The 19,737-nt window shown below is 44.5% G+C and carries 13 protein-coding genes and 1 pseudogene; 12 read left to right on the top strand and 2 right to left on the bottom strand.

Annotated features, from left to right (window positions below; genetic code table 11):
* Positions 1–24 precede the first annotated feature (24 nt).
* The 7 genes from MHB64_RS17810 (at position 25) to MHB64_RS17780 (ending at position 11,748) form a co-directional block, all read left to right on the top strand.
* A complete protein-coding gene (locus MHB64_RS17810) occupies positions 25–1,329 on the top strand; it encodes an ABC transporter substrate-binding protein (RefSeq protein ID WP_341135043.1) in 1,305 nt (434 codons plus the stop codon).
* Between the two features lie 55 nt (positions 1,330–1,384).
* Positions 1,385–2,272 (top strand): carbohydrate ABC transporter permease, encoded by an 888-nt coding sequence (locus tag MHB64_RS17805; RefSeq protein ID WP_341135042.1) that lies wholly within the window; start codon positions 1,385–1,387, stop codon positions 2,270–2,272.
* Between the two features lie 33 nt (positions 2,273–2,305).
* Positions 2,306–3,193, top strand: a complete 888-nt coding sequence (locus MHB64_RS17800) for a carbohydrate ABC transporter permease (RefSeq protein ID WP_094868864.1) — start codon at positions 2,306–2,308, stop codon at positions 3,191–3,193.
* Positions 3,194–3,225: 32 nt separating this feature from the next.
* Positions 3,226–4,758 carry a glycoside hydrolase family 76 protein gene (locus tag MHB64_RS17795; protein ID WP_341135041.1) on the top strand — a complete coding sequence of 511 codons (1,533 nt, stop codon included), beginning with the start codon at positions 3,226–3,228 and terminating at the stop codon, positions 4,756–4,758.
* A gap of 24 nt (positions 4,759–4,782) precedes the next feature.
* On the top strand, positions 4,783–5,838 hold the full coding sequence (locus MHB64_RS17790) for a glycoside hydrolase family 76 protein (protein WP_341135040.1): 1,056 nt from the start codon (positions 4,783–4,785) through the stop codon (positions 5,836–5,838).
* Positions 5,839–5,850: 12 nt separating this feature from the next.
* Positions 5,851–6,912: a glycoside hydrolase family 76 protein gene (locus tag MHB64_RS17785; protein ID WP_341135039.1), complete on the top strand. Its 1,062-nt coding sequence runs from the start codon at positions 5,851–5,853 to the stop codon at positions 6,910–6,912.
* 180 nt (positions 6,913–7,092) lie between these two features.
* Positions 7,093–11,748, top strand: coding sequence for a cadherin-like beta sandwich domain-containing protein (locus MHB64_RS17780; protein WP_341135038.1), 4,656 nt, complete (start codon positions 7,093–7,095; stop codon positions 11,746–11,748).
* Between the two features lie 94 nt (positions 11,749–11,842).
* Here the strand turns inward: MHB64_RS17780 and MHB64_RS17775 are convergent, their stop codons facing one another.
* Positions 11,843–12,730: a fructose bisphosphate aldolase gene (locus tag MHB64_RS17775; protein ID WP_341135037.1), complete on the bottom strand. Its 888-nt coding sequence runs from the start codon at positions 12,728–12,730 to the stop codon at positions 11,843–11,845.
* Positions 12,731–13,501: 771 nt separating this feature from the next.
* On the opposite strand from MHB64_RS17775, the gene zwf reads away from it, so the two are divergent.
* From zwf to MHB64_RS17760, 3 genes are all read left to right on the top strand, one after another.
* Positions 13,502–15,037: a glucose-6-phosphate dehydrogenase gene (gene zwf, locus MHB64_RS17770; protein WP_094868868.1), complete on the top strand. Its 1,536-nt coding sequence runs from the start codon at positions 13,502–13,504 to the stop codon at positions 15,035–15,037.
* Between the two features lie 72 nt (positions 15,038–15,109).
* A complete protein-coding gene (gene gnd, locus MHB64_RS17765; protein ID WP_094868869.1) occupies positions 15,110–16,003 on the top strand; it encodes a phosphogluconate dehydrogenase (NAD(+)-dependent, decarboxylating) in 894 nt (297 codons plus the stop codon).
* A gap of 166 nt (positions 16,004–16,169) precedes the next feature.
* Positions 16,170–16,814, top strand: a complete 645-nt coding sequence (locus tag MHB64_RS17760) for a class I SAM-dependent methyltransferase (protein ID WP_179281505.1) — start codon at positions 16,170–16,172, stop codon at positions 16,812–16,814.
* An 85-nt stretch (positions 16,815–16,899) separates the two neighbouring features.
* Here MHB64_RS17760 and MHB64_RS17755 read toward each other — a convergent pair whose 3' ends face one another.
* Positions 16,900–17,655, bottom strand: coding sequence for a DeoR/GlpR family DNA-binding transcription regulator (locus MHB64_RS17755; RefSeq protein ID WP_094875201.1), 756 nt, complete (start codon positions 17,653–17,655; stop codon positions 16,900–16,902).
* 458 nt (positions 17,656–18,113) lie between these two features.
* On the opposite strand from MHB64_RS17755, the pseudogene MHB64_RS17750 reads away from it, so the two are divergent.
* Together MHB64_RS17750 and rhaB are read left to right on the top strand one after the other, a co-directional pair.
* Positions 18,114–18,243 (top strand): annotated as a pseudogene (locus MHB64_RS17750) (lactaldehyde reductase); the annotation flags it as partial.
* Between the two features lie 27 nt (positions 18,244–18,270).
* Entirely contained in the window at positions 18,271–19,737 is a 1,467-nt protein-coding gene (gene rhaB / locus MHB64_RS17745; protein WP_341135036.1) for a rhamnulokinase, read from the top strand.

The following is a 19,737-nucleotide window of genomic DNA, read 5'->3' as shown; positions in this document are numbered from 1 at the left end:
TCAACGCTAAAGGGGATAGAGAATATGAAAAAATGGCTGGTTACCATGCTTGCACTGGTTATGACTACATCTCTTGTTGCAGGCTGCGGGGGTACAAACGAATCTACTGATAAAGGAACAGGAAATGCAAGTAAACCTGGGAGTAGTGATGGGAAGAAAACGGAGCTTACCTTTTGGGGCGATTGGGGCGGAGAAGGGCAGAAGCAATTCGAGACCATGGTGGATGCTTTTAATAAATCGCAGGATAAGATCCATGTGAAATACGTGTTACAGCAAGATATGATTACGAAATTTCTGACTTCAGCAACGAATGGCGGCACTCCAGATGTACTGTTTTGGGATCGCTGGAGAACTTCGCTGTATGCCCCTAAGAACGTGCTGCATCCAGTGGACGAATACTTAACGCGTGATGGCCTTTCCAAAGATGATTTCTACGCTGAATCGCTTCGTGAACTCTCCTATGATGATAAATTATATGGTTTGCCCCTTACGGTAGATGCACGCGCTCTTTTCTATAATAAGAAACTGCTCGCAGATGCAGGGCTTCAGCCTCCAACCACGTGGGATGAGCTAGAAACAGCAGCCACTAAACTGACCAAATGGAATGGCAGCAAATTGGAGACAGCAGGGTTCTCTATGGGTGATTTAGGACTCTTTAATATGTATCTTCAACAGGCTGGTGGCACCATGCTCACTGAGGATGGGAAGACCAACTTTAATAACGAGCAAGGGAAGCAGGTGCTTGAGTTCTGGGATCGCCTGATGAACAAGGATAAGGTCTATAAAGTAGGTTTTGAACTTGGACTTGGCGAAGGGCAAGATGCTTTTGTTACGGGGAAAGTGGCTATGCTGTATTCGGGTCCGTGGATGCTCAGCACCTATAACAAATATGGTAAAGATCTCGATTATGGTATCGTTCCCCCACCCGCAGGACCGAATGGCGATAAAGGTAGCGTGATGGGCGGATTTGGTCTAGTGATTCCAGAAGGTTCTAAACATAAGGATGAAGCATGGGAATTCATCAAATGGTGGACGGCGAACAAAGATAATGCGCTGCTCTGGGCTAAGACCAGTCTGAATTTGCCGGGCTTTAAGCCGTCCATGGAAGATCCGTTCTTCAAGGATGATCCCAAATGGCAGCCGTTTCTTGAAACATTGGAGTTTGCTAAGGTCCGTCCAAATCACCCAGGTTATTCTGTGATGGAGACCGATGCGTTGGCACCTAATTTGCAGCTCAATCAGCAAAACAAGATGAGCATTGAAGAAACCTTGAAGAAATCTCAAGAAGAGGGCGACAAGATGCTTAAGGATAATGAGGCAGTGAAGTAAGACATTAGAAGCGATGGGGAGGTTCTGCCTCCCTTTTGCTTAGGAGGGGGAGCTAATGGCTTCTATCAGAAGACTTGAAAAACATCAGGCGCGGACGGCTTATTTGTTCATTACACCCACGGTGTTGCTGTTTACAGTATTCACGGTGATCCCCGTGTTCATGGCATTATATCTAAGTTTCACTAACTATGATGTGCTCAGTAGAAACGACTGGATCGGTTTTGATAACTATCGTCGATTATTAGAGGACAGTCTGCTGTGGAAAACATTCCAAAATGTATTTCTGTATTCGATTGTTTTCGTCCCATTAAATATCATTATTTCGTTATTACTTGCGATTCTGCTTAGTCGCACATGGCGCGGGGTGAAATTGTTCCGCACGTTGAATTATCTTCCAACACTTACATCCGCAGTTGCTGCGGCTACCGTTTGGATTTGGCTTTTACATCCTGAATTCGGATTAGTTAATGGGTTGTTGTCTTATGTAGGTTTAACTGGACCCGCTTGGTTATCCGAGACTCGGACGGCGATGCTGTCGATTATCATGCTCACATTATGGCAGTCGGTAGGCTCGAATATGATTATTTATTTAGCAGGTCTGCAAGGCGTGCCTGATTATCTTTATGAATCCGCAAGGTTAGATGGAGCCAATAAGCTCGATTGTTTCCGGTATATTACATGGCCGCAGCTACGACCAACGACCTTTTTAGTCAGTACGATGGCTATTATTGGTGCTCTGCAGTTATTTGATCAGGCTTTTGTGCTAACGCAGGGAGGTCCGGCGAATATGACGAAGACTCCAGTCTATCTGATCTATCAGCAGGGCTTCAATCAGCTGCAAATGGGGTATGCGTCGGCACAGGCATTTGTGCTTGCTGTGGCTATTCTCATTTTCTCATTAATTAACATGCGGATCTCAAAGGCGGAAGAGCCCATTGTATAGGGTGGGCTTGCCGAGGAGAAGGAGGTTTAAGGTATGGATAATAGCGGAGGATCGCTACTAAAAAGAAACATAAGTAAATCAATTTATTATATAGCCTGCATTGTTATTGCAATTGTAATGTTCCTTCCCTTTTATTGGAGCGTACTTACATCCCTGAAGCCGGACGAAGAAATATTCGCCATGCCGATTCGATGGTTTCCATCACATATAACCTTTGAGCATTACCGCAAAGCGTTCACAACGGTTCCGTTTGCCCTATTTTTCTGGAATTCACTTGTGCTTGCTGTGGCTGGTGTGCTGGCGAATTTGTTCTTCGGTTCCCTCAGTGGTTACGCGTTCGCGAAGCTGAAATTTAAGCTCAATAAACCGATATTCCGCGTGTTGCTAGCAGCGATGATGATCCCGGGCATTGTGACGATGATCCCGACTGTTTATGTCATGCGTCATCTTCCGCTCTTCGGAGGCAATGATATTTTTGGAAACGGTGGAAACGGATTGATGAACTCCTTCTGGGGGATTATTCTGCCGGGAGCCTCCGGAACCTTTGCGGTGTTCTTTATGCGGCAATTTTTCCTTACACTGCCTAGCGACATGATGGAAATGGCCCGAATCGAGGGTTGTGGAGAATTTAAAATCTTTTGGCGCATTTACTTGCCGCTGACGAAACCTGCACTTGCTACCCTAAGTATTTTCACTTTTCAAGCGGGATGGAATAGTTTCCTATGGCCAATGATTGTGCTGAATGACCCGGACAAGGCGACGATTCAAATGGGGCTTCAAGCCTTTTCGTATAATTTCCAAACCGATTATGGTCCAATGATGGCTGGAGCGTTGGTAGCGATCATACCGATACTGGTGCTGTTTTTAGCGCTTCAGCGTTATTTTGTACAGGGGATAGCGTTCAGCGGGATTAAGGGTTAAGGGCTTCATAACCTATCGGGGAGATGATGTTTGTGTTGAAGGCCTTGAAGAAAACGTCGTTATTCGCACGTGGCGCGTTGGCGGCGGTTTTGCTTATTGCCCCTTTTAGTGGATATCAGCGAGCGGATGCGTTTACGGCGGCCAATGCCGATACGGCTATGAATAGCTTTGTTAATACTTTCTATGATGCATCTGCAAAATATTTCTACACAAACAGCGACCATCTTATTCATTCCGAACATGCTAGTGGTCCAAACGGTGGGCTGTATACCGATTTTTGGTGGGAGGCCCAGTTATGGGAGACGGTCATGGACGCGTATGAGAGAACGGGCAGTAGCACGTATCGAACGATGATCGATGATATCTATACTGGATTTAATGCGAAGTATCCCGATATGATGCTCAATGATTTCAATGATGACTTAGGTTGGTGGGCCTTGGCTTGTATGCGTGCTTACGAGATTACAGGCACTGCTGAATACCGCAACCGAGCCTCTTTTCTATTTGACCAAATCTGGAGCGATTGGGATTCGACCTATGGTGGCGGGATATGGTGGAAGAGAGATGGGACCTCACCTCAGAAAAATATGGCTACAAACGCTCCGATGATCATGACAGCCATCAAGCTCAAGACTGCGACTGGAAATGCGGATTACTTATCGAAAGCACAAACGATGTACACCTGGATTAAAAGCAGGCTTGTTAACGGAAGTAAAGTGAATGATCATGTGGAAGGCAGTGGTTCGGGAACGGTCGTGGACTGGGATTTTACCTATAACTATGGAACCTTCTTGGGGGCTGCTCTGGCGATGAATCAGGCGACAGGGACTAGTTCTTACTTGACCGATGCACATACCGCCGCAGCTTATGTGATGGATAAGATGACGCTTTCTTATTCCTTGATGTACGAGGGCGAGAACGATTCGCCGGGCTTTAAAATGGTATTCGCCCGCAATTTGAACCAGTTGAGATTAGCCACAGGTAACACATCCTACTTAAACTTTTTGCAGCAAAACGCTACACAGGCTTTTAATCATCGCCGGGCATCGGATGGCATTATTGACAGTGACTGGACTGCACCCGCTCGGAGTGGTTACATCCAGAGTATCGCTGCTGGAGCAGGCGCGTCTATTCTACAGCTTGTCCCTGCGGATAATTACACCGGGCCTATAGCTGGGAATGGCATTTATGATGCTGAGAATGCAAGATTATATGGCATCAATAATGAATCCTCACAGCCGGGATTTACTGGAAGAGGTTATACGGCGGGTTGGAACACCAATAATACGCGGATAGAATTCCATGTGAATCAGAACAGTGCAAGTACGCGGACAATTAGCTTCCGTTATGCAGCAGGAGCTGGGAATGCTGGACGGTATGTCAAAGTGAACGGAACGGTCATAAGTAATAATTTGATTTTTACAAGCACAGGCGGCTGGAGTAATTGGAATACGGTCACGCTGAATGTACCTTTGAACGCTGGCTATAATTCGATTGAGATCGGCTATGATACGGCCAAGGGCAATAATAACTATTTGAATCTCGACAAAATGACAGGTCTATAAGATCGGAATAGGGAGAGCGTCTAAATGAACAAATTGGAGATTGGGGTTTGGGAGGAACGGGCGAATCAAGCGCAGGAAGCGTTGGATACGTTATTCTGGAATGAAGCAATCAAAATGTATAATATCGAAACACCATGTCCAAACGGAGCATGCAATACGATTTTTCATTATTGGTGGATGGCTCATGCCGTGGATGTACTCGTAGATGGATTACTGCGAACTGGAGAGAAACGGTACGCCGAAAGGCTTGCTGCGCTTCACACAGGTCTTCTTAAGCGGAATGGGGGAGTGTGGCCTAATGAGCTGTATGATGATATGGAATGGATGGCTCTTGCATGGCTGCGTGCATATGAGGCAACAGGACTAGAAGTTTATAAAGAAACAACCCTTCTTCTATGGAAAGACATCCAGACCGGCTGGAATGAGCATATGGGTGGTGGGATCGCTTGGCAGAAGACACAGTTAGATTATAAAAATACACCTGCCAACGCACCTGCTGCTATTCTTGCAGCGCGGTTGTATCAAGCTTTTGGAGAAGCTGAGGATCTCGACTGGGCGCTAAAAATATACAACTGGCAAAAAGGGCATCTCGTAGACCCGGAGACGGGATTTGTATGGGATGGCATGAATCGAACAGGCGATGGCTTGATTGATAAGGATTGGAAATACTCCTACAACCAAGGTATCTATATTGGTGCAGCAGTAGAGCTGTATCGTATCACTAAAGGGCAGGGTTATTTGGATGATGCTCGCCAAACCTTTACTTCTGCTGCCCGTGAGCTCGCTGAACCTCAGGGCGGTGTTCTTCCTGACGAAGGGAATGGTGACGCAGGACTGTTTAAAGGGATCTTGATCCGCTATACAGCAGAATGGGTCAAGATGGACTTTACAGCAGTTGAAGCTGTTGATTTCCTGCGTACAAATGCTGAATGTCTCTGGGAACAAGGGAAGTCCGTTGACGCAGTCTTGTTCGGTACAGATTGGACTTCGGCATCCAATGGTGTCATCCAGCTAAGTTCCCAACTCAGTGCGATCAAGTTACTGGAGAAAATGAGCGAATTGACTAAGGAACAGGTCTGAGGTGATCTATTTATGACACAACCGAAGGAAACGCTGGAGATGATCAACTGGAAGGAACGGGCGGAATGGTTCCAACAATGTATAGAGCGCAATTATTATAATGCTGAGACGGGTATCATGAACCAATGGTATCCCAGAGCGTATAACGTTGAGGGCGAGAATTTTTATTATTGGTGGCAGGCGCATGTCATTGATATTCTTGTGGATGGTTATGAGCGCAGCGGAGATCCTGCTTATTCCTTGAGAATTAAAGAGCTCACTCAAAGTCTTCAAGTCTATAACGGTGGGACGTTCTTGCATAATTATTATGATGATATGGAATGGACCGCATTGGCGTTGTTGCGTGCTCATAGAGTCTCGGGTGATGAAGCTTATTTAAGCGCTGTACTTGATCTGTGGGCGGATATAAAAACCGCTTGGAACGATAAGCTCGGTGGGGGAATGGCGTGGAAGAAGGATCAGCTCGACTATAAAAATACGCCTGCCAATGCGCCCGCTGCCATTCTAGCCGCCCGTTTATATGAACTTTGTCATAAACAGGAAGATCTGGAGTGGGCACTCCGCATTTATGAATGGAACCAGATGAATTTGGTTGATCCGGCTACAGGTTTTGTGTGGGATGGCATGAACAGACTTGGGGACGGACAAATCGATTTCGACTGGGAGTTCACGTATTGTCAAGGTGTGTTTCTAGGTGCTGGCCTTGAGCTCTATAAGAATACGGGTGACGCCCGCTACTTGGAAGATGCGAATCGAACCGCTGAGGCTTGTATAGAACGTCTATGCAATAAGGATACACTGATGCTTCCTGATGAAGGGATTGATGATACAGGGTTGTTTAAAGGGATTCTGATCCGCTATTTCGTGCAGATATGTAGAGAATCTCCTGAGGCAGCCCGCATTCATGAGGTAATAATGGCCAATGCTAACCGCTTATGGGAAGTGGGGCTGGATAAACAGTTAGGTCTTTGTAGTCCATCGTGGGAAGTGAAACCAGAGCTACCGGTTCAGCTGAGTGTCCAGCTCAGCGGCTTGATGCTGCTGGAGGGTGCAGCGGCACTGATGGAAGCATAAGATGCAGGTTTTAAGATAAACAAAACGTTAGCGAATTTAGGGATTTACCTTGCCTGTAGGCGTGGTGAAGCCCTTTTTTGCGTGAGATAAAATATCTAATCATGCATTTCGTTTTACGTTCCTATGACATTCAGTTGATATAATGATCTGAATTTTGAAATGGGAGAGGGGTCAATCAATTTGAAAAAAATAGTTCAGCGCTGGATTTCTGTCGCCCTTGTGACAGCATTGGTGGTGCAATCCTTATGGGTTCTGTCGGGGACGGGCTATGCGGCCGCAGAATCGGCGAACACCGATAATCTGGCGGAGAACATAGTAATCAGCCATTTTTATGGAGGGAAAAAAGACGATGTTCTCGATGTGTACTCAAGCGACTTTGTTGAATTATTTAATCCTACGTCGAAGCCTGTTTCATTAAACGGCTGGTCTATACAATTCGCTGATAACCAGAAAAACAACTGGAAGATAGCAAATTTAGGCGCACCGACAGCACAGATTCCTGCATACGGCTATTATTTGGTAGCGCTTGGCAGTAACGGAAGTGTCGGAGCTGAATTGCCACAAGCGGATGCCGTGGAGAGTTCTTTTAAACTAGGGAATAACAGCGGTAAGCTAGCCCTATTAAATACGAACCAAAAACTAACCGACAATGATCCGATGAAAGATTCGCTAAAGGATAATGTCGTGGATTTCGTTGGCTACGATGCGGTAGATGCTTTTTGGGGAAGTCCAGCGCCGCAGGCTGGCAAGCAAAATACGATGCAGCGCTTAGTGTTCGATCCATTGGATCCTGTGACCTACCAGACTTCGGCATCCTTCCCGAATAGCGGTAACAACTGGGATACGAAGAACAACGGAAAGGACTTTGAAAAAGTCAAAGGCGCAAAGGCCCGGAATTCCAGCAGCCCGGCGGCTTATGCTGTTGTGGAGAATAATCAGACTGTACAGATGAAGTCCAGCTCTGCCGTAGATTCAGATCATAATACTATTATTCTGAAAGCCTTCAACGCTGTTCTAAAACAGGGAGTATGGGCTTCGGCTGATTTCAACGTATTCGGTCTTCCGGCAGGTTTATCTGCAACGGCAGCCGCTAGTGGGGATCAAATCACTATTACGATTTCTGGAAATGCTTCTGGAAATTTAGATTCTGATGCCAATCTTACGTTTAATATTCTTCCTGGGGCATGGAATCAGGCCAACAAGCCAACTGAACCAGTGAGTGTTTATCAAAAGACCAATACAGTGACCTTGGCTAAGTTTACGCCTTCCAATAAAATTGTTGCTGTTCCAGATTCCTCTGCGATCCCTATGAGCAGCGCGAAGAATGTAAACGCACTTCTGCGGTTGCAGGTTAATGCAGGTGTTGCTGTTGATGGCTCGCTAAGTGCAAATGCTTACAGCGTGGAGGGGCTTCCTGCAGGAGATTGGAAGCTTACGGCTGAAGGACAAAGCAGCAGTAATACGATCACTATCGCCATCTCTGGTGCAGCAAAATTACCGGTTATGGACACTGTGCCGCTTAATGTGACTTTGAAGCCGCAGGCAGTACAGGATAGTGGTTGGATAGAATCCGATGGGATCGGAATCTCATTACTCCGGTATAGTCAACCTGTTCTTTCTGACGAAGCTCGAAAGCAAGTGGTTGAACAAAGAATTATAGCGGACAATACCGGATTTAATGATCCGGTTACTAAAGCATATAAATATGGAAGTGATGCGATGGGAGCTAATGCTTATACTTTTTTACGGGGTACGAATTCATTGTTCAAATCCGATCAGGCGAATCATCTCATTCCATCCCCCGATTCGGTTATCGCAGGGTGGAAAGACAAAGATATTCAAACCTACACACAAGGTGATGCCCATATTCAGAATGTGGGAACCTTTAATGACAGCACAGAAACGATGGTATTTAGTCTGAACGATGTGGATTCTGCGGGAATCGGAAGCTTCTATAACGATCTGGTTCGTTTTGTGACAAGTGTTTACGTCGTGAAATATGATAAAGACAGTTCTGGCATTTTAAATTTACAGGACGCTGATTTCCGTGAAGTATCTGATAAATTCTTGGAAACGTATAAAGATACTCTAGTAGAAATTAATAACGACAATAGTAAGAAGACTACCAAGTTGACCAAAAGCAATGTCACGCCTTATACGAAAAACGTAATGGACAGTGTCTCCAAGGTGTCTTACCCTGAGGCACTGCAAAAACTATTAGGTAAACGTACCTTGAACGGAAAAATTAACATCACCGGCAATTCGGATAAGTTTGAACTTGCGACTGAGGCTGAAATGACATCCTTGCGTGCAGATTGGGAAAATTATAAGACTCAGGTCAGAGGGAATTTTCCGAACCTAACCGACGAGCAATTTGAGGCTTATTTCACCATCAAGGACATCGCGCGCCGCATTCATCAAGGGATAGGCAGCATCGGCGTTGAACGCTATAACGTGCTGATCGAAGGTCGAAGCGTGGCGAACACGGATGACATCCTGCTTGATGTGAAGGAGCAGAATACCAGCGCGTACATCTCCAAAGACGCTTATATCAAGACAGCGGTAGACCCTGATGTTTATCTGGGTGTAGTCGAAGCTGCGAACCGTTCTTATCTGATCCGGGAAGTCTCGCCTTATAAAGGAGATTACACAGATAAGCCATTCAAAAATAAAGATGAATTGGAGCAATATTTAATAGATGCGGCAAAAGCCTATGCTTATTCGGATTCTCGTCTAGACAAAGTATCCGAAGCACTGAACTACAAATTTGAAGAGCGTTTTGTAACAGATGTACTTCCAGTGTGGAACGATCTTAAGAGCTTTATTCTGAATGCTGCCGAGGATTATTCACACCAAGCGGTAGCGGATTTTGCATTAGTCCAAAGCGATATGCTGGCAGGCAAGCTCATTGATGTCTCGACACTAAATGATTTGACTGTTCAGACAGGTACGTTATTCCCGTCATTCGCTACCGGTATCACCCAGTATGCAGTTAAGGTAGAACACTCCGTCGATTCTATTGAACTAATGGCGAAGGCTACCGATGGCAAAGCGGAGTTGACTGCCCAAGGACAACCCTACAGCAACGGAACCGGAATATCATTTGAGCTTTCAGTTGGAACGAATGAAATCCCATTCACAGTGACGGCTCGGGACGGCTCTACCAAGACTTATACCGTGATCGTGACAAGATCTAAGGCAGAAGAAGTGAAAGGTGTTACAGACTTGAGTGCTCTTACATTATCTAGCGGCACATTGGACCCTTCATTTGCTTCAGAAACCACCGAGTATTCGGTGCATGTGAATAAGGAAGTAACAGGCATTACGGTAACAGCTAGTGTGTACGATAGCTCAGCCACACTTACGGTGAATGGTAAACCGTCCACAAGCGGCCAGCTCAGTGACATGATTCATCTAGAGGTTGGAAGCAACAACATTCCGGTTGTGGTGACCGCGGTCGATGGCACGAGTAAAACCTACAACGTAGACGTTGTAAGAGGAGCTGAGGAAGCAGCCAGTCATGACATGGATTTAAGTGCTCTGATGCTGTCTCACGGTATACTGAACCCGGCCTTTAAACCAGAGGTAACAGACTATACTTCTAAAGTGGGCAATGAAGTGTCCAGCATTACGGTAACAGCAAGTGTATATGACAGATCTGCTGCCTTTACTATAAATGGTACTCCGGCAGTGAATGGACAAACCAGTGAAGCGATTAATTTGAATGTTGGCAGCAATGTTATTCCGATTATAGTGACATCATCAGACGGTATCCGCAAGACGTACTCTTTGACTGTGATCCGAGCTGAAGCTGTTACAACGTTACCAACGGAGCCTTCTAATCCGTCGACCTCGACAGGTGGGACGAATCATGTTAATCCTTCGGTCAATAGCGGAACAGTCACAGTGAATGGTGGTGTACTGTCTTTGAACGGGATAGAAATTAATGTTCCGGCTGGGGCAAAGGATAAAGGATTTACGGTAACAGTAACTAAACTAAGTGATATCTCGAACCTTTTCACTGAAGTAGAATTGAAATTGCTGGGTGATATTTATGAGATCATCAAGAATGTGGAAGGGGATTTTGCTAAAGCGATCACAATTACACTACCTTTTGATAAGCAGAAAGTGGACTTTAACAAATCCGATGTAGGGTTGTACTGGTTGAACGAGCAGACGAAAAAGTGGGTGAAGCTGGATAATCTGCAACTGGATCTGGAAAGTGGAACGGTGTCGGGAACAGTTACGCATTTTACGAAATTTGCTGTTCTGGTCTCTGATAAAATAGTGGCACCCACCCCTTCACAGGATGTGAATTTTGTTGATATGAAGGGACATTGGGCTGAAGCGAGCATCAGAGATCTGATTAAACTCGGTGCGATTAATGGCTATCCGGACAATACTTTTAAACCAGATAGTAAGATTACAAGAGCCGAATTTGTAACGATAATCGTCAAAGCCTTCCAGCTTCAGGCTGAAGTCGGCAAAGTGTTTGGAGACACGAAGACGCATTGGGCTAATGAAGCCATTGCAACTGCATCGGCGCTCGGTGTTGTTAATGGCTATAACGATGGTAACTTTGGACCAGACGAGATGGTTACTCGTGAGCAGGTAGCTGCAATTGTCGTTCGCGCAGCGCACCTCTCAGAAGCGGAGATGAGTGTGAACTTCTCGGACGGCGCCAAGGTCTCCACCTGGGCTCGTCCTGCGCTGGGCGCAGCAATAGCTGAGGGGCTTCTTAAGGGTTATACAGATGGAACATTGAAGCCACAAGGCAGTACTACTCGTGCTGAAGCAGCAACTATTATTCTGAGAGCACTAGCTTTGAAAAAGTAAATCCAAATGAAAAGGGCTGTTTCCTGGCAGGCATTCACCTGCCAAGGAAACAGCCCTTTTATGTGTCTGGCATCTTTACGAAGAGAATAGCTGCTTATTGATTAGAGGCAGCATATATCGCTTCTACAGATTTGGAGAGGAGCGCGTTAAACTCTTCGTCTGACTGCCCGGCGCTTAGTCCTTGCGATAACGCACGCGAGAAGCTGGCGATTAATCCTTGATTACGGGCGAGTTTATCGTTGGCCTCTGCTTGTGTGTAACCGCCGGACAAAGCGACAATTCTTAAAACGTGAGGATCATCCATTAATTCACGATAGAAGTTATTCTCCGTGGGTATGGAGAGCTTAAGCATGACCTTCACATCGTTGCCCAGCTTAGACAATTGAGCTGAAAGTTCTTCTTTTAACAGCTTTTCGGACGCTGTTTTATCATCAGAATGGATATCAACCTCAGGTTCGATAATCGGGATCAGTCCTGCTTCTAAAATTTGCTTGCCGACTTCAAATTGCTGTTCAACCACTTTTTTGATGCCGGAAGGATTGGCTTCTTTAATCACCGAGCGCATTTTCGTTCCAAAGATACTCCGTTCGTTGGCCCGCTTCAGAAGATCACTTAAGCCGGGAATTGGCTTCATGAGCTGTACCCCGTTTTCTGGTTCGGCAAGTCCTTTATCGATTTTCAAAAAGGGCACAATGCCTTTTTCCTCCCACAGATAATCAGCAGTATATTTTCCGTCGATGAGACGGTCCATTGTGTTCTCGAATAAGATGGCACCCAGTATATACTTCGAATCAAATGCAGGGCTCTTGATAATGCGCGTTCGCATCTCGTGAACCATTGCATACATTTGATCTTCATTGGAGTAGCTGTCCTCTGTAATGCCATATTGCAGCAGCGCTTTAGGTGTACTTCCACCACTTTGGTCCAAAGCAGCTATAAATCCCTGTCCCGTCCGAATTCGATCCCATTGTTTCATATTCATGAAAAAATCTCCTTCCTTTCGTGAACTGAATGGCTATTCATGCGTTCTTTAATTATAACACTTAATATACTGGCCTTAAACAAGAGGCAGGGTGAACAAGGGGATTGCCGTCCAACATGAGTGGGTCTCAAGCAAGGAGTTAAGGGCTTCTGAGTCCGATTCAACCAAGGAGATCAGCACGAGTTGACGTAACGGACTGCTTTGCAACTATTTGGTCTAGTTTGCGCATTTTTTGAGAGAAATCGGACTGTGTAGCTCTTATCATCCCTCCGAAGCATACTCTGATAATCTTCCTCGAAGAGGACCTTTTTTATGCTTAAAAATCTAAGTTGAGATAAAGCAAGATCGATTTGTAATATTTTATTGACGTCGTCCATTTTAAAATGATCAATTACTTGAAGTTAGTTTAAAGATACAAGGTAGCGTGAGTAAAGTTGACGACTGGAAATTTTATTCTTGTTACTAATTGGCTGTTGTGATGGATTTTAAACCGGAGGGAGAGGATTCAAGTTGGTTAAAGCCGCACTGGGATTGGAATTTTTCTTTAATCAACGTGAATATCCGAGTAATTTAATGCGAATGATCCCATACTATTTTCTTTGTGACATTAATCATAATTTCCAATTCACAGCTTTGTGAAAATAATAACTTTTCGTAAATGTCGAAATGAGGTTGACGTATGAAAATATCAGTCGTATGATTGATTCTACTGAGTATGTTAGTAATTAAAAGTAAGTATATAAATAATATATAACAACAGGAGGAATGAAAGTGGAATCATCAACATTTGTGCTATTCGGCGCTACAGGAGATTTGGCAAAACGTAAAATCTATCCTGCACTATATAACCTCTTTTTAGATGGTCAAATTTCAGGTCCTCTTTCTGTGATTGGATTAGGAAGAAGAGAAGTTTCGAATGAAGCCTTCCGTAAGCAAGTTCTGCAATCCTTACAGACTTTTTCCAGACAACCAGCGGTTGACTCACCGCAATTGCAGGTGTTCTTGGAAGCTTTTGAATATAGTGTTCTAGATGTGGGGAATACCGAAGATTACTTGAAGCTCCTGGAGCATGTTAAACGTCGCGAGCAGTTGTTCAATATTCCAGAGAATCGGATGTTCTATTTGTCTGTGGGTCCTGAGTTCTTCAAGGAAATCGCAGCTAATATTCACTCCAGCGGTCTGGGTTCCACGAAAGGCTGGAAGCGTCTGATTATTGAGAAGCCTTTTGGCACAGATTTAAAATCAGCAAGAGAACTGAATGATAGCTTGAATGCCGTATTTACTGAAGAAGAAATCTTCCGTATTGACCACTTCCTGGGTAAACCGATGGTCCAGAATTTGGAGGTTCTGAAGTATTCTAATCCAGTGCTAAGAGCACTGTGGAAAAATAGATATATCGCGAATGTTCAAATTACAGCGAGTGAGACTGTCGGCGTTGAAGAACGGGCAGGCTATTATGATAAAGCTGGTGCACTTCGTGATATGTTCCAGAACCATATGCTGCAGTTGATGATGATGATGGCAATGCAGCTTCCTAAAGGCAGTACACCTGAAGAAATCCGTGGGAAGAAAATATACGTCATGGAACATCTCATTCCAATTAGCAAAGATGAGGTTAATAAACATGTTGTCCGTGGACAATATGCAGAGGGTGAAATTAAAGGGAATGCTGTAACAGGTTATTTGAATGAGCCGGGAATTAATCAATCCTCGCAAAATGAGACGTTTATCGCAGCGCGTTTATTTATAGATGATCCGCTATGGAATGATGTACCTTTCTATGTTCGTACTGGGAAGAGAATGAAGGAGAAATCCACACGTATTGTTATTGAGTTTAAAGAACCGTTTAATGATAGTAATAACTTGAATAAAGGAAATGACGTACCGAATTTACTAATTATCGAGATTGGACCGAATGAAGCCATAACGCTACAGCTTAACACGAAAGATCAGCTGCAAAAAGGAAAGCTTGAGCCTGTCCGCGCGACTTATGAAGCGGGTACCTCAGATGTTCCGGAAGCCTACGAGAATCTAATCTTCGATGCACTTCGTGGAGATGCTACCTTCTTCGCTCACTGGAGAGAAGTAGAGCTGTCATGGCAGTGGGTTACACCTATTCAGGAAGCGATGGAAGAGGGGCTTATGCCACTTCACACTTATGCGTCAGGATCATATGGTCCAGATGCGGCTATGGAGCTATTGGGTGAAGATCGCTGGTGGTTCGATGAGGCAGATCAGGAGACAGAAGTTACGTCTGCTCAAGCTGAAGTTGCAGCAACGCAAGAATCTATACGGCCAGGGGCGTAAGCCCCTGCCTGTTTTTTTTACCAAATTTGGAGAAATTACATCACAAGAAGCTATATATCGGAGGGGAATTACATGAAAGTAGGATTAGTTGGATTAGGAAAAATGGGCTTTAATTTGGGCCAGAATTTGCTGGATCATGGGCATGAGGTTGTCGCATTTGATTTGAATGCACCTGCTGTGGAGGAAATGAAAGCAAAGGGCGCTAAAGGAGCAGTGACACTTACTGAACTGGTACAACAATTGGAAACGCCTAGAATCATTTGGATTATGGTACCACATCAGGTTGTGGACTCTGTCATCGCTGAGATCACACCTTTGTTATCCAAAGGAGATATCGTCATAGAAGCGGGGAATTCCCATTATAAGGAATCCATTCGCCGTTATGAGCAATTGAAAGAATACGGAATCAGCTTTATGGATGCAGGTACCTCAGGAGGAATGGAAGGCGCGCGGAACGGCGCTTGTTACATGGTTGGTGGAGATCCTGAAGCTTGGGAGGTTGTGGAGCCCATCTTCCGTGATACGGCTGTGGAAAGCGGCTTTTTATATGCCGGTAAAGCTGGTAGCGGCCATTTTCTGAAAATGGTGCATAACGGTATCGAATACGGCATGATGGCTGCCATCGGTGAAGGCTTTGAGGTGCTGGAGAAGAGTGAGTTTGATTACAACTTTGAGGAAGTCGCCCGGGTGTGGAATCATGGATCTGTTATCCGTTCTTGGCTGATGGAACTGGTTGAACGTGCGTTCTCGAAAGATGCTAAATTGGATGAGATCAAAGGGATTATGCACTCCTCCGGAGAAGGCAGATGGACCCTCGAAACCGCATTTGATCTGCAAGCTGCAACACCAGTGATCGCGATGGCGTTATTAATGCGCTACCGTTCACTTGAGACCGATACCTTCACTGGTAAAGTAGTGGCTGCACTCCGGAATGAATTTGGTGGACATGCCGTTGAAACGAAGTAATTAATGTTAATCATTAGCCCGAATTTCCTCGCAATTCATTCTGCGGTGAAATTTGGGCTTTTGTTTTGCAAAAATTAATAAATGGAGAGAATAGATCGAGTACGACTTTAATCCTTTTAACATATTTTAGAGTTAGATGGGGAAATTACGATAAGGGGGAGTTGACATGCGAAACGGAATTCGAGAAAGAATTCATTTTCTGTATAAATTTCTGCATGCGCCCCGACAATTAGGAAGCGTTACTCCCAGTTCACGCTGGCTGGCAAAAACGATGCTCGACATCCTTCCGTGGCAAGAAATGCATAACATAGCTGAGCTGGGTGCGGGCACTGGAGCAATCACAAGATTTATTCCAAGCAGGGAAGAGACCGGGATGAATGTGCTCCTGTTTGAGAAGGATCCTGATTTTCGTCATCAACTAAGACTTAAATTTCCTGGCCGTATTTTTCTAAACGATTGCCTGCGGCTAAGGCTTGCACTTCATAATAGAAGGTTAGAGAAGTTAGACTGCATCGTGAGCAGTTTGTCTTTTAGGAATTTCTCAGCCTCAGATCGGACGCTTTACTTTGAACAAATCATCTCTTCTTTAAAAGAGAGTGGCTGGTTCATCACTTTTGAATATTTTCCTCAAATGAAGAAGGAATTAATGCAGCATTTTGATATAGTGAGTGTTAAATGGGTACTGTTAAATTTCCCGCCAGCGCTTGTTTACATCTGTAGGAAGAAGGCTTCTACACAAGTAAAGCAGGCAGATCCTATTCATTCTTCCATAGATGTAATATCAATTTCTCAGGTTTCTACAGAAAGATAAGGCTGAAAAATACAACAAATGCCGTCACCCATAGCGCAATGGGAACGGCATTTGTTAAATTAGGCTCAGTATGTTATTACCTATGTTAATAGAGAACCTCAATATTGTCCTCGTTCAGACGTTTCAGCCAAGCTTCAGAAGGCTTGCGGTCCGTGATCAAGAAATCAATTTGGCCAAGCTCAACCAGCTTCGTAAAAGCAGTCTTATCGAATTTGGTGTGATCCGCCAGGAGCACGACCTTGTTCGCTTGCCGCAGCATGAACTTCTTAAGCTCACACTCCGGTTCGTTGGAATCTGTGATGCCTCGTTCCATATCCATTCCTTTACAACTGATGACCGCAGTATCCACATTGTATCTTTGAATGGTGTCATGGGCTACGGGTCCCACCAGCGATAATGACCGGTAGCGAAGTGACCCGCCGGTAGAGATGATATCCATTCCTGAATTCGAGAACTCATGCAAAATATTAATGGAGTTTGTGATGATGGTTAAATTGTTTTTGTTGCCGAGCAATTTTAGAAACTCAAAGGCTGTAGAGCTTGGATCTACCATTAATGTATCTCCATCATTGATTAAATCGAGTGCCTTCAAGGCGATTCCCCGTTTAATATCTGTATTCAAGGCATTTCGTGTAACAAAAGGCAGATCCTCATTCGTATGACGATTCAGCATAGCACCGCCATAGGTACGACTAAGGATGCCATCCTTCTCAAGCTTCTCCAAATCTCTGCGTATCGTCTCTTCTGTAACTTCAAACATCCGGCTCAAATCAGAGACCAGTACCCGTTTATCTTGATGGACGAGATCTATAATTTTTTTACGTCTTTCGGCTGCAAGCATAGGAATCACCTTTCCAAAGCTATATTTTACAATCATAGCGCTAAATATCTGTGTTTTGCAATGAAAACAACGTAAAAACATCTGTACTTTCCAATAATATTCACAAAACAGATATAAAACAAACAAAAACAACATAAATTATATTTAAAATGTTGACAACAAAGATTTAGCGGCATACGATGAAGAAGGAAATAATTCCCTTAGAGATTAGTCGAGTTAGTGTGATGCAAGGCCGGCCCAGCTGCTATTCAGAGGCCAGCCTGAGGCGCAGCAGCCGGAATACTGCGCCCTAGAATGCAGAGTAAAGTGATTAAACTTGGTGTTGATGAATTAACATTAGGAGGCTGGTCAAGAAATGAGCACACATGTGTTTTACGTTCCACCCGATCAATTTTCGTGAGTAAATGGTGTATGCATTTTTCCTAGGCGGACTTGGTTATTTGCATGCGATGGTGCATCAGCTTGGAGTAGATGAGGTCGATCTTGATCTTTTAGCCAGAGAACTCCATGAAGGACGCTTGTGCACCGGGTAATCCTTTTATCCCTACGAAGGAAGAAGTCATTGCACTATTCAAAAAAATACTATAATTCATCCCTTACTTTAGGAGATTCTTTATGAATAATCATATCGCCGTGGATATTGGTGCCTCTAGTGGGCGGTTAGTACGCGGAATACTGCAAGAGGGCGTCCTCACCTTAGAGGAGCTTCATCGGTTTAGCAATCGTTTTGTAGAACAAGAGGATTCTTATTTCTGGGACATAGATTATTTATTCGAGCAGATTATTATAGGGCTTCAGAAAGCTAAGGGGCAAGGCATTACAGCGTGTACGCTGGGGATAGATACATGGGCTGTAGATTATGTTCTTGTGGATGCAGAGGGAACACGTATTCAAGAGGTTTACGCTTATCGTGATCGTAGAACCGATAAGGCTATGGATGAGGTAGCTAAGCATATTTCTCCTCAAACTATATATGAAAAGACTGGTATTCAACAGTTATCTTTTAATACGTTGTATCAGCTTTATGTTCACAGTGAAGAAGAAATAGCCCAAGCGGATCAAATCTTACTCGTGCCTGATTATCTGTATTTCAGATTAACGGGGTACAAGATCAATGAGGTTACTAATGCATCTTCAACTCAGCTATTGAATCTAGAGAGTCGAGATTTCGATAATGACCTGTTGGATTTTCTGAATATTAAAAGAGATCAATTCGCTACATTGACTGAACCTGGAGTAATTATTGGCCCCCTCGATGAAGCACTATTTCAGGAATATGATCTTCCGGATTGCCAACTGATCTGTGTAGCCACACATGATACAGCCTCTGCAGTGCTGGGTGCCCCTCTTCAAAGGGACTCCGCGTATATCAGCAGTGGAACATGGTCATTGCTCGGTGTTGAACGAACTCAGCCACTCAATTCTATGATGGCCATGAAGGCCAATTACACCAATGAATGGGGCGCATACGGAACCTATAGATTCCTCAAAAATGTTATGGGCCTTTGGCTCATCCAAGAGGTTCGCAGGCTAATGGACGATCGTTATAGCTTTGCGGAACTAACAGAGCTTGCACATGGAGAAGAAGGCTTCCGGAGCCTGATCTCCTGTAATGATCCAAGATTTCTCAATCCTTCAAATATGATAGAAGAGATTCGTAATGCCTGCGCAGAGAGCGGGCAGCCTGTTCCTGAGACGCCAGGTCAGTTGGCTCGCTCTATTTTTGACAGCTTGGCATTAACGTACCTTACTTACTTGGAAGAACTAGAAGAATTAATAGAAAGCCGGATCGAGGTTCTGCAAATTGTGGGTGGAGGTGCTAACAACAGCCTGTTATGCCAACTGACTGCTGATGTTATAGGCAGAGAAGTTAAGGCTGGCCCAACGGAATCCACAGCACTTGGTAATCTAGTGGTGCAGATGATTAGCACGGGAAGCCTAACTGATATTAATGAAGCAAGAGATATTATCGCTGAATCATTTGAGATAAAGTCGTTCACACCGCGCCAGACCACTCATCTTGAAGAAATTCTAATTCGCTGGAAAGAGCTTCAGTTGTCCAAAATACAACATCAAATCTAA

This window comes from Paenibacillus sp. FSL K6-2859 (genome assembly GCF_038008265.1).
Taxonomy (GTDB): domain Bacteria; phylum Bacillota; class Bacilli; order Paenibacillales; family Paenibacillaceae; genus Paenibacillus_AQ; species Paenibacillus_AQ nitricinens.
Note: the sequence above shows the minus strand (reverse complement) of the source record. Positions and strands in the feature narration are given on the sequence as shown.

Excerpts from the sequence above, each read along its gene's own strand:
- MHB64_RS17810 (WP_341135043.1), top strand. The coding sequence starts at position 25 with ATGAAAAAATGGCTGGTTACCATGCTTGCACTGGTTATGACTACATCT.
- MHB64_RS17805 (WP_341135042.1), top strand. The coding sequence starts at position 1,385 with ATGGCTTCTATCAGAAGACTTGAAAAACATCAGGCGCGGACGGCTTAT.
- MHB64_RS17800 (WP_094868864.1), top strand. The coding sequence starts at position 2,306 with ATGGATAATAGCGGAGGATCGCTACTAAAAAGAAACATAAGTAAATCA.
- MHB64_RS17790 (WP_341135040.1), top strand. The coding sequence starts at position 4,783 with ATGAACAAATTGGAGATTGGGGTTTGGGAGGAACGGGCGAATCAAGCG.
- MHB64_RS17785 (WP_341135039.1), top strand. The coding sequence starts at position 5,851 with ATGACACAACCGAAGGAAACGCTGGAGATGATCAACTGGAAGGAACGG.
- MHB64_RS17775 (WP_341135037.1), bottom strand. The coding sequence starts at position 12,730 with ATGAATATGAAACAATGGGATCGAATTCGGACGGGACAGGGATTTATA.
- gnd (WP_094868869.1), top strand. The coding sequence starts at position 15,110 with ATGAAAGTAGGATTAGTTGGATTAGGAAAAATGGGCTTTAATTTGGGC.
- MHB64_RS17760 (WP_179281505.1), top strand. The coding sequence starts at position 16,170 with ATGCGAAACGGAATTCGAGAAAGAATTCATTTTCTGTATAAATTTCTG.
- MHB64_RS17755 (WP_094875201.1), bottom strand. The coding sequence starts at position 17,655 with ATGCTTGCAGCCGAAAGACGTAAAAAAATTATAGATCTCGTCCATCAA.
- rhaB (WP_341135036.1), top strand. The coding sequence starts at position 18,271 with ATGAATAATCATATCGCCGTGGATATTGGTGCCTCTAGTGGGCGGTTA.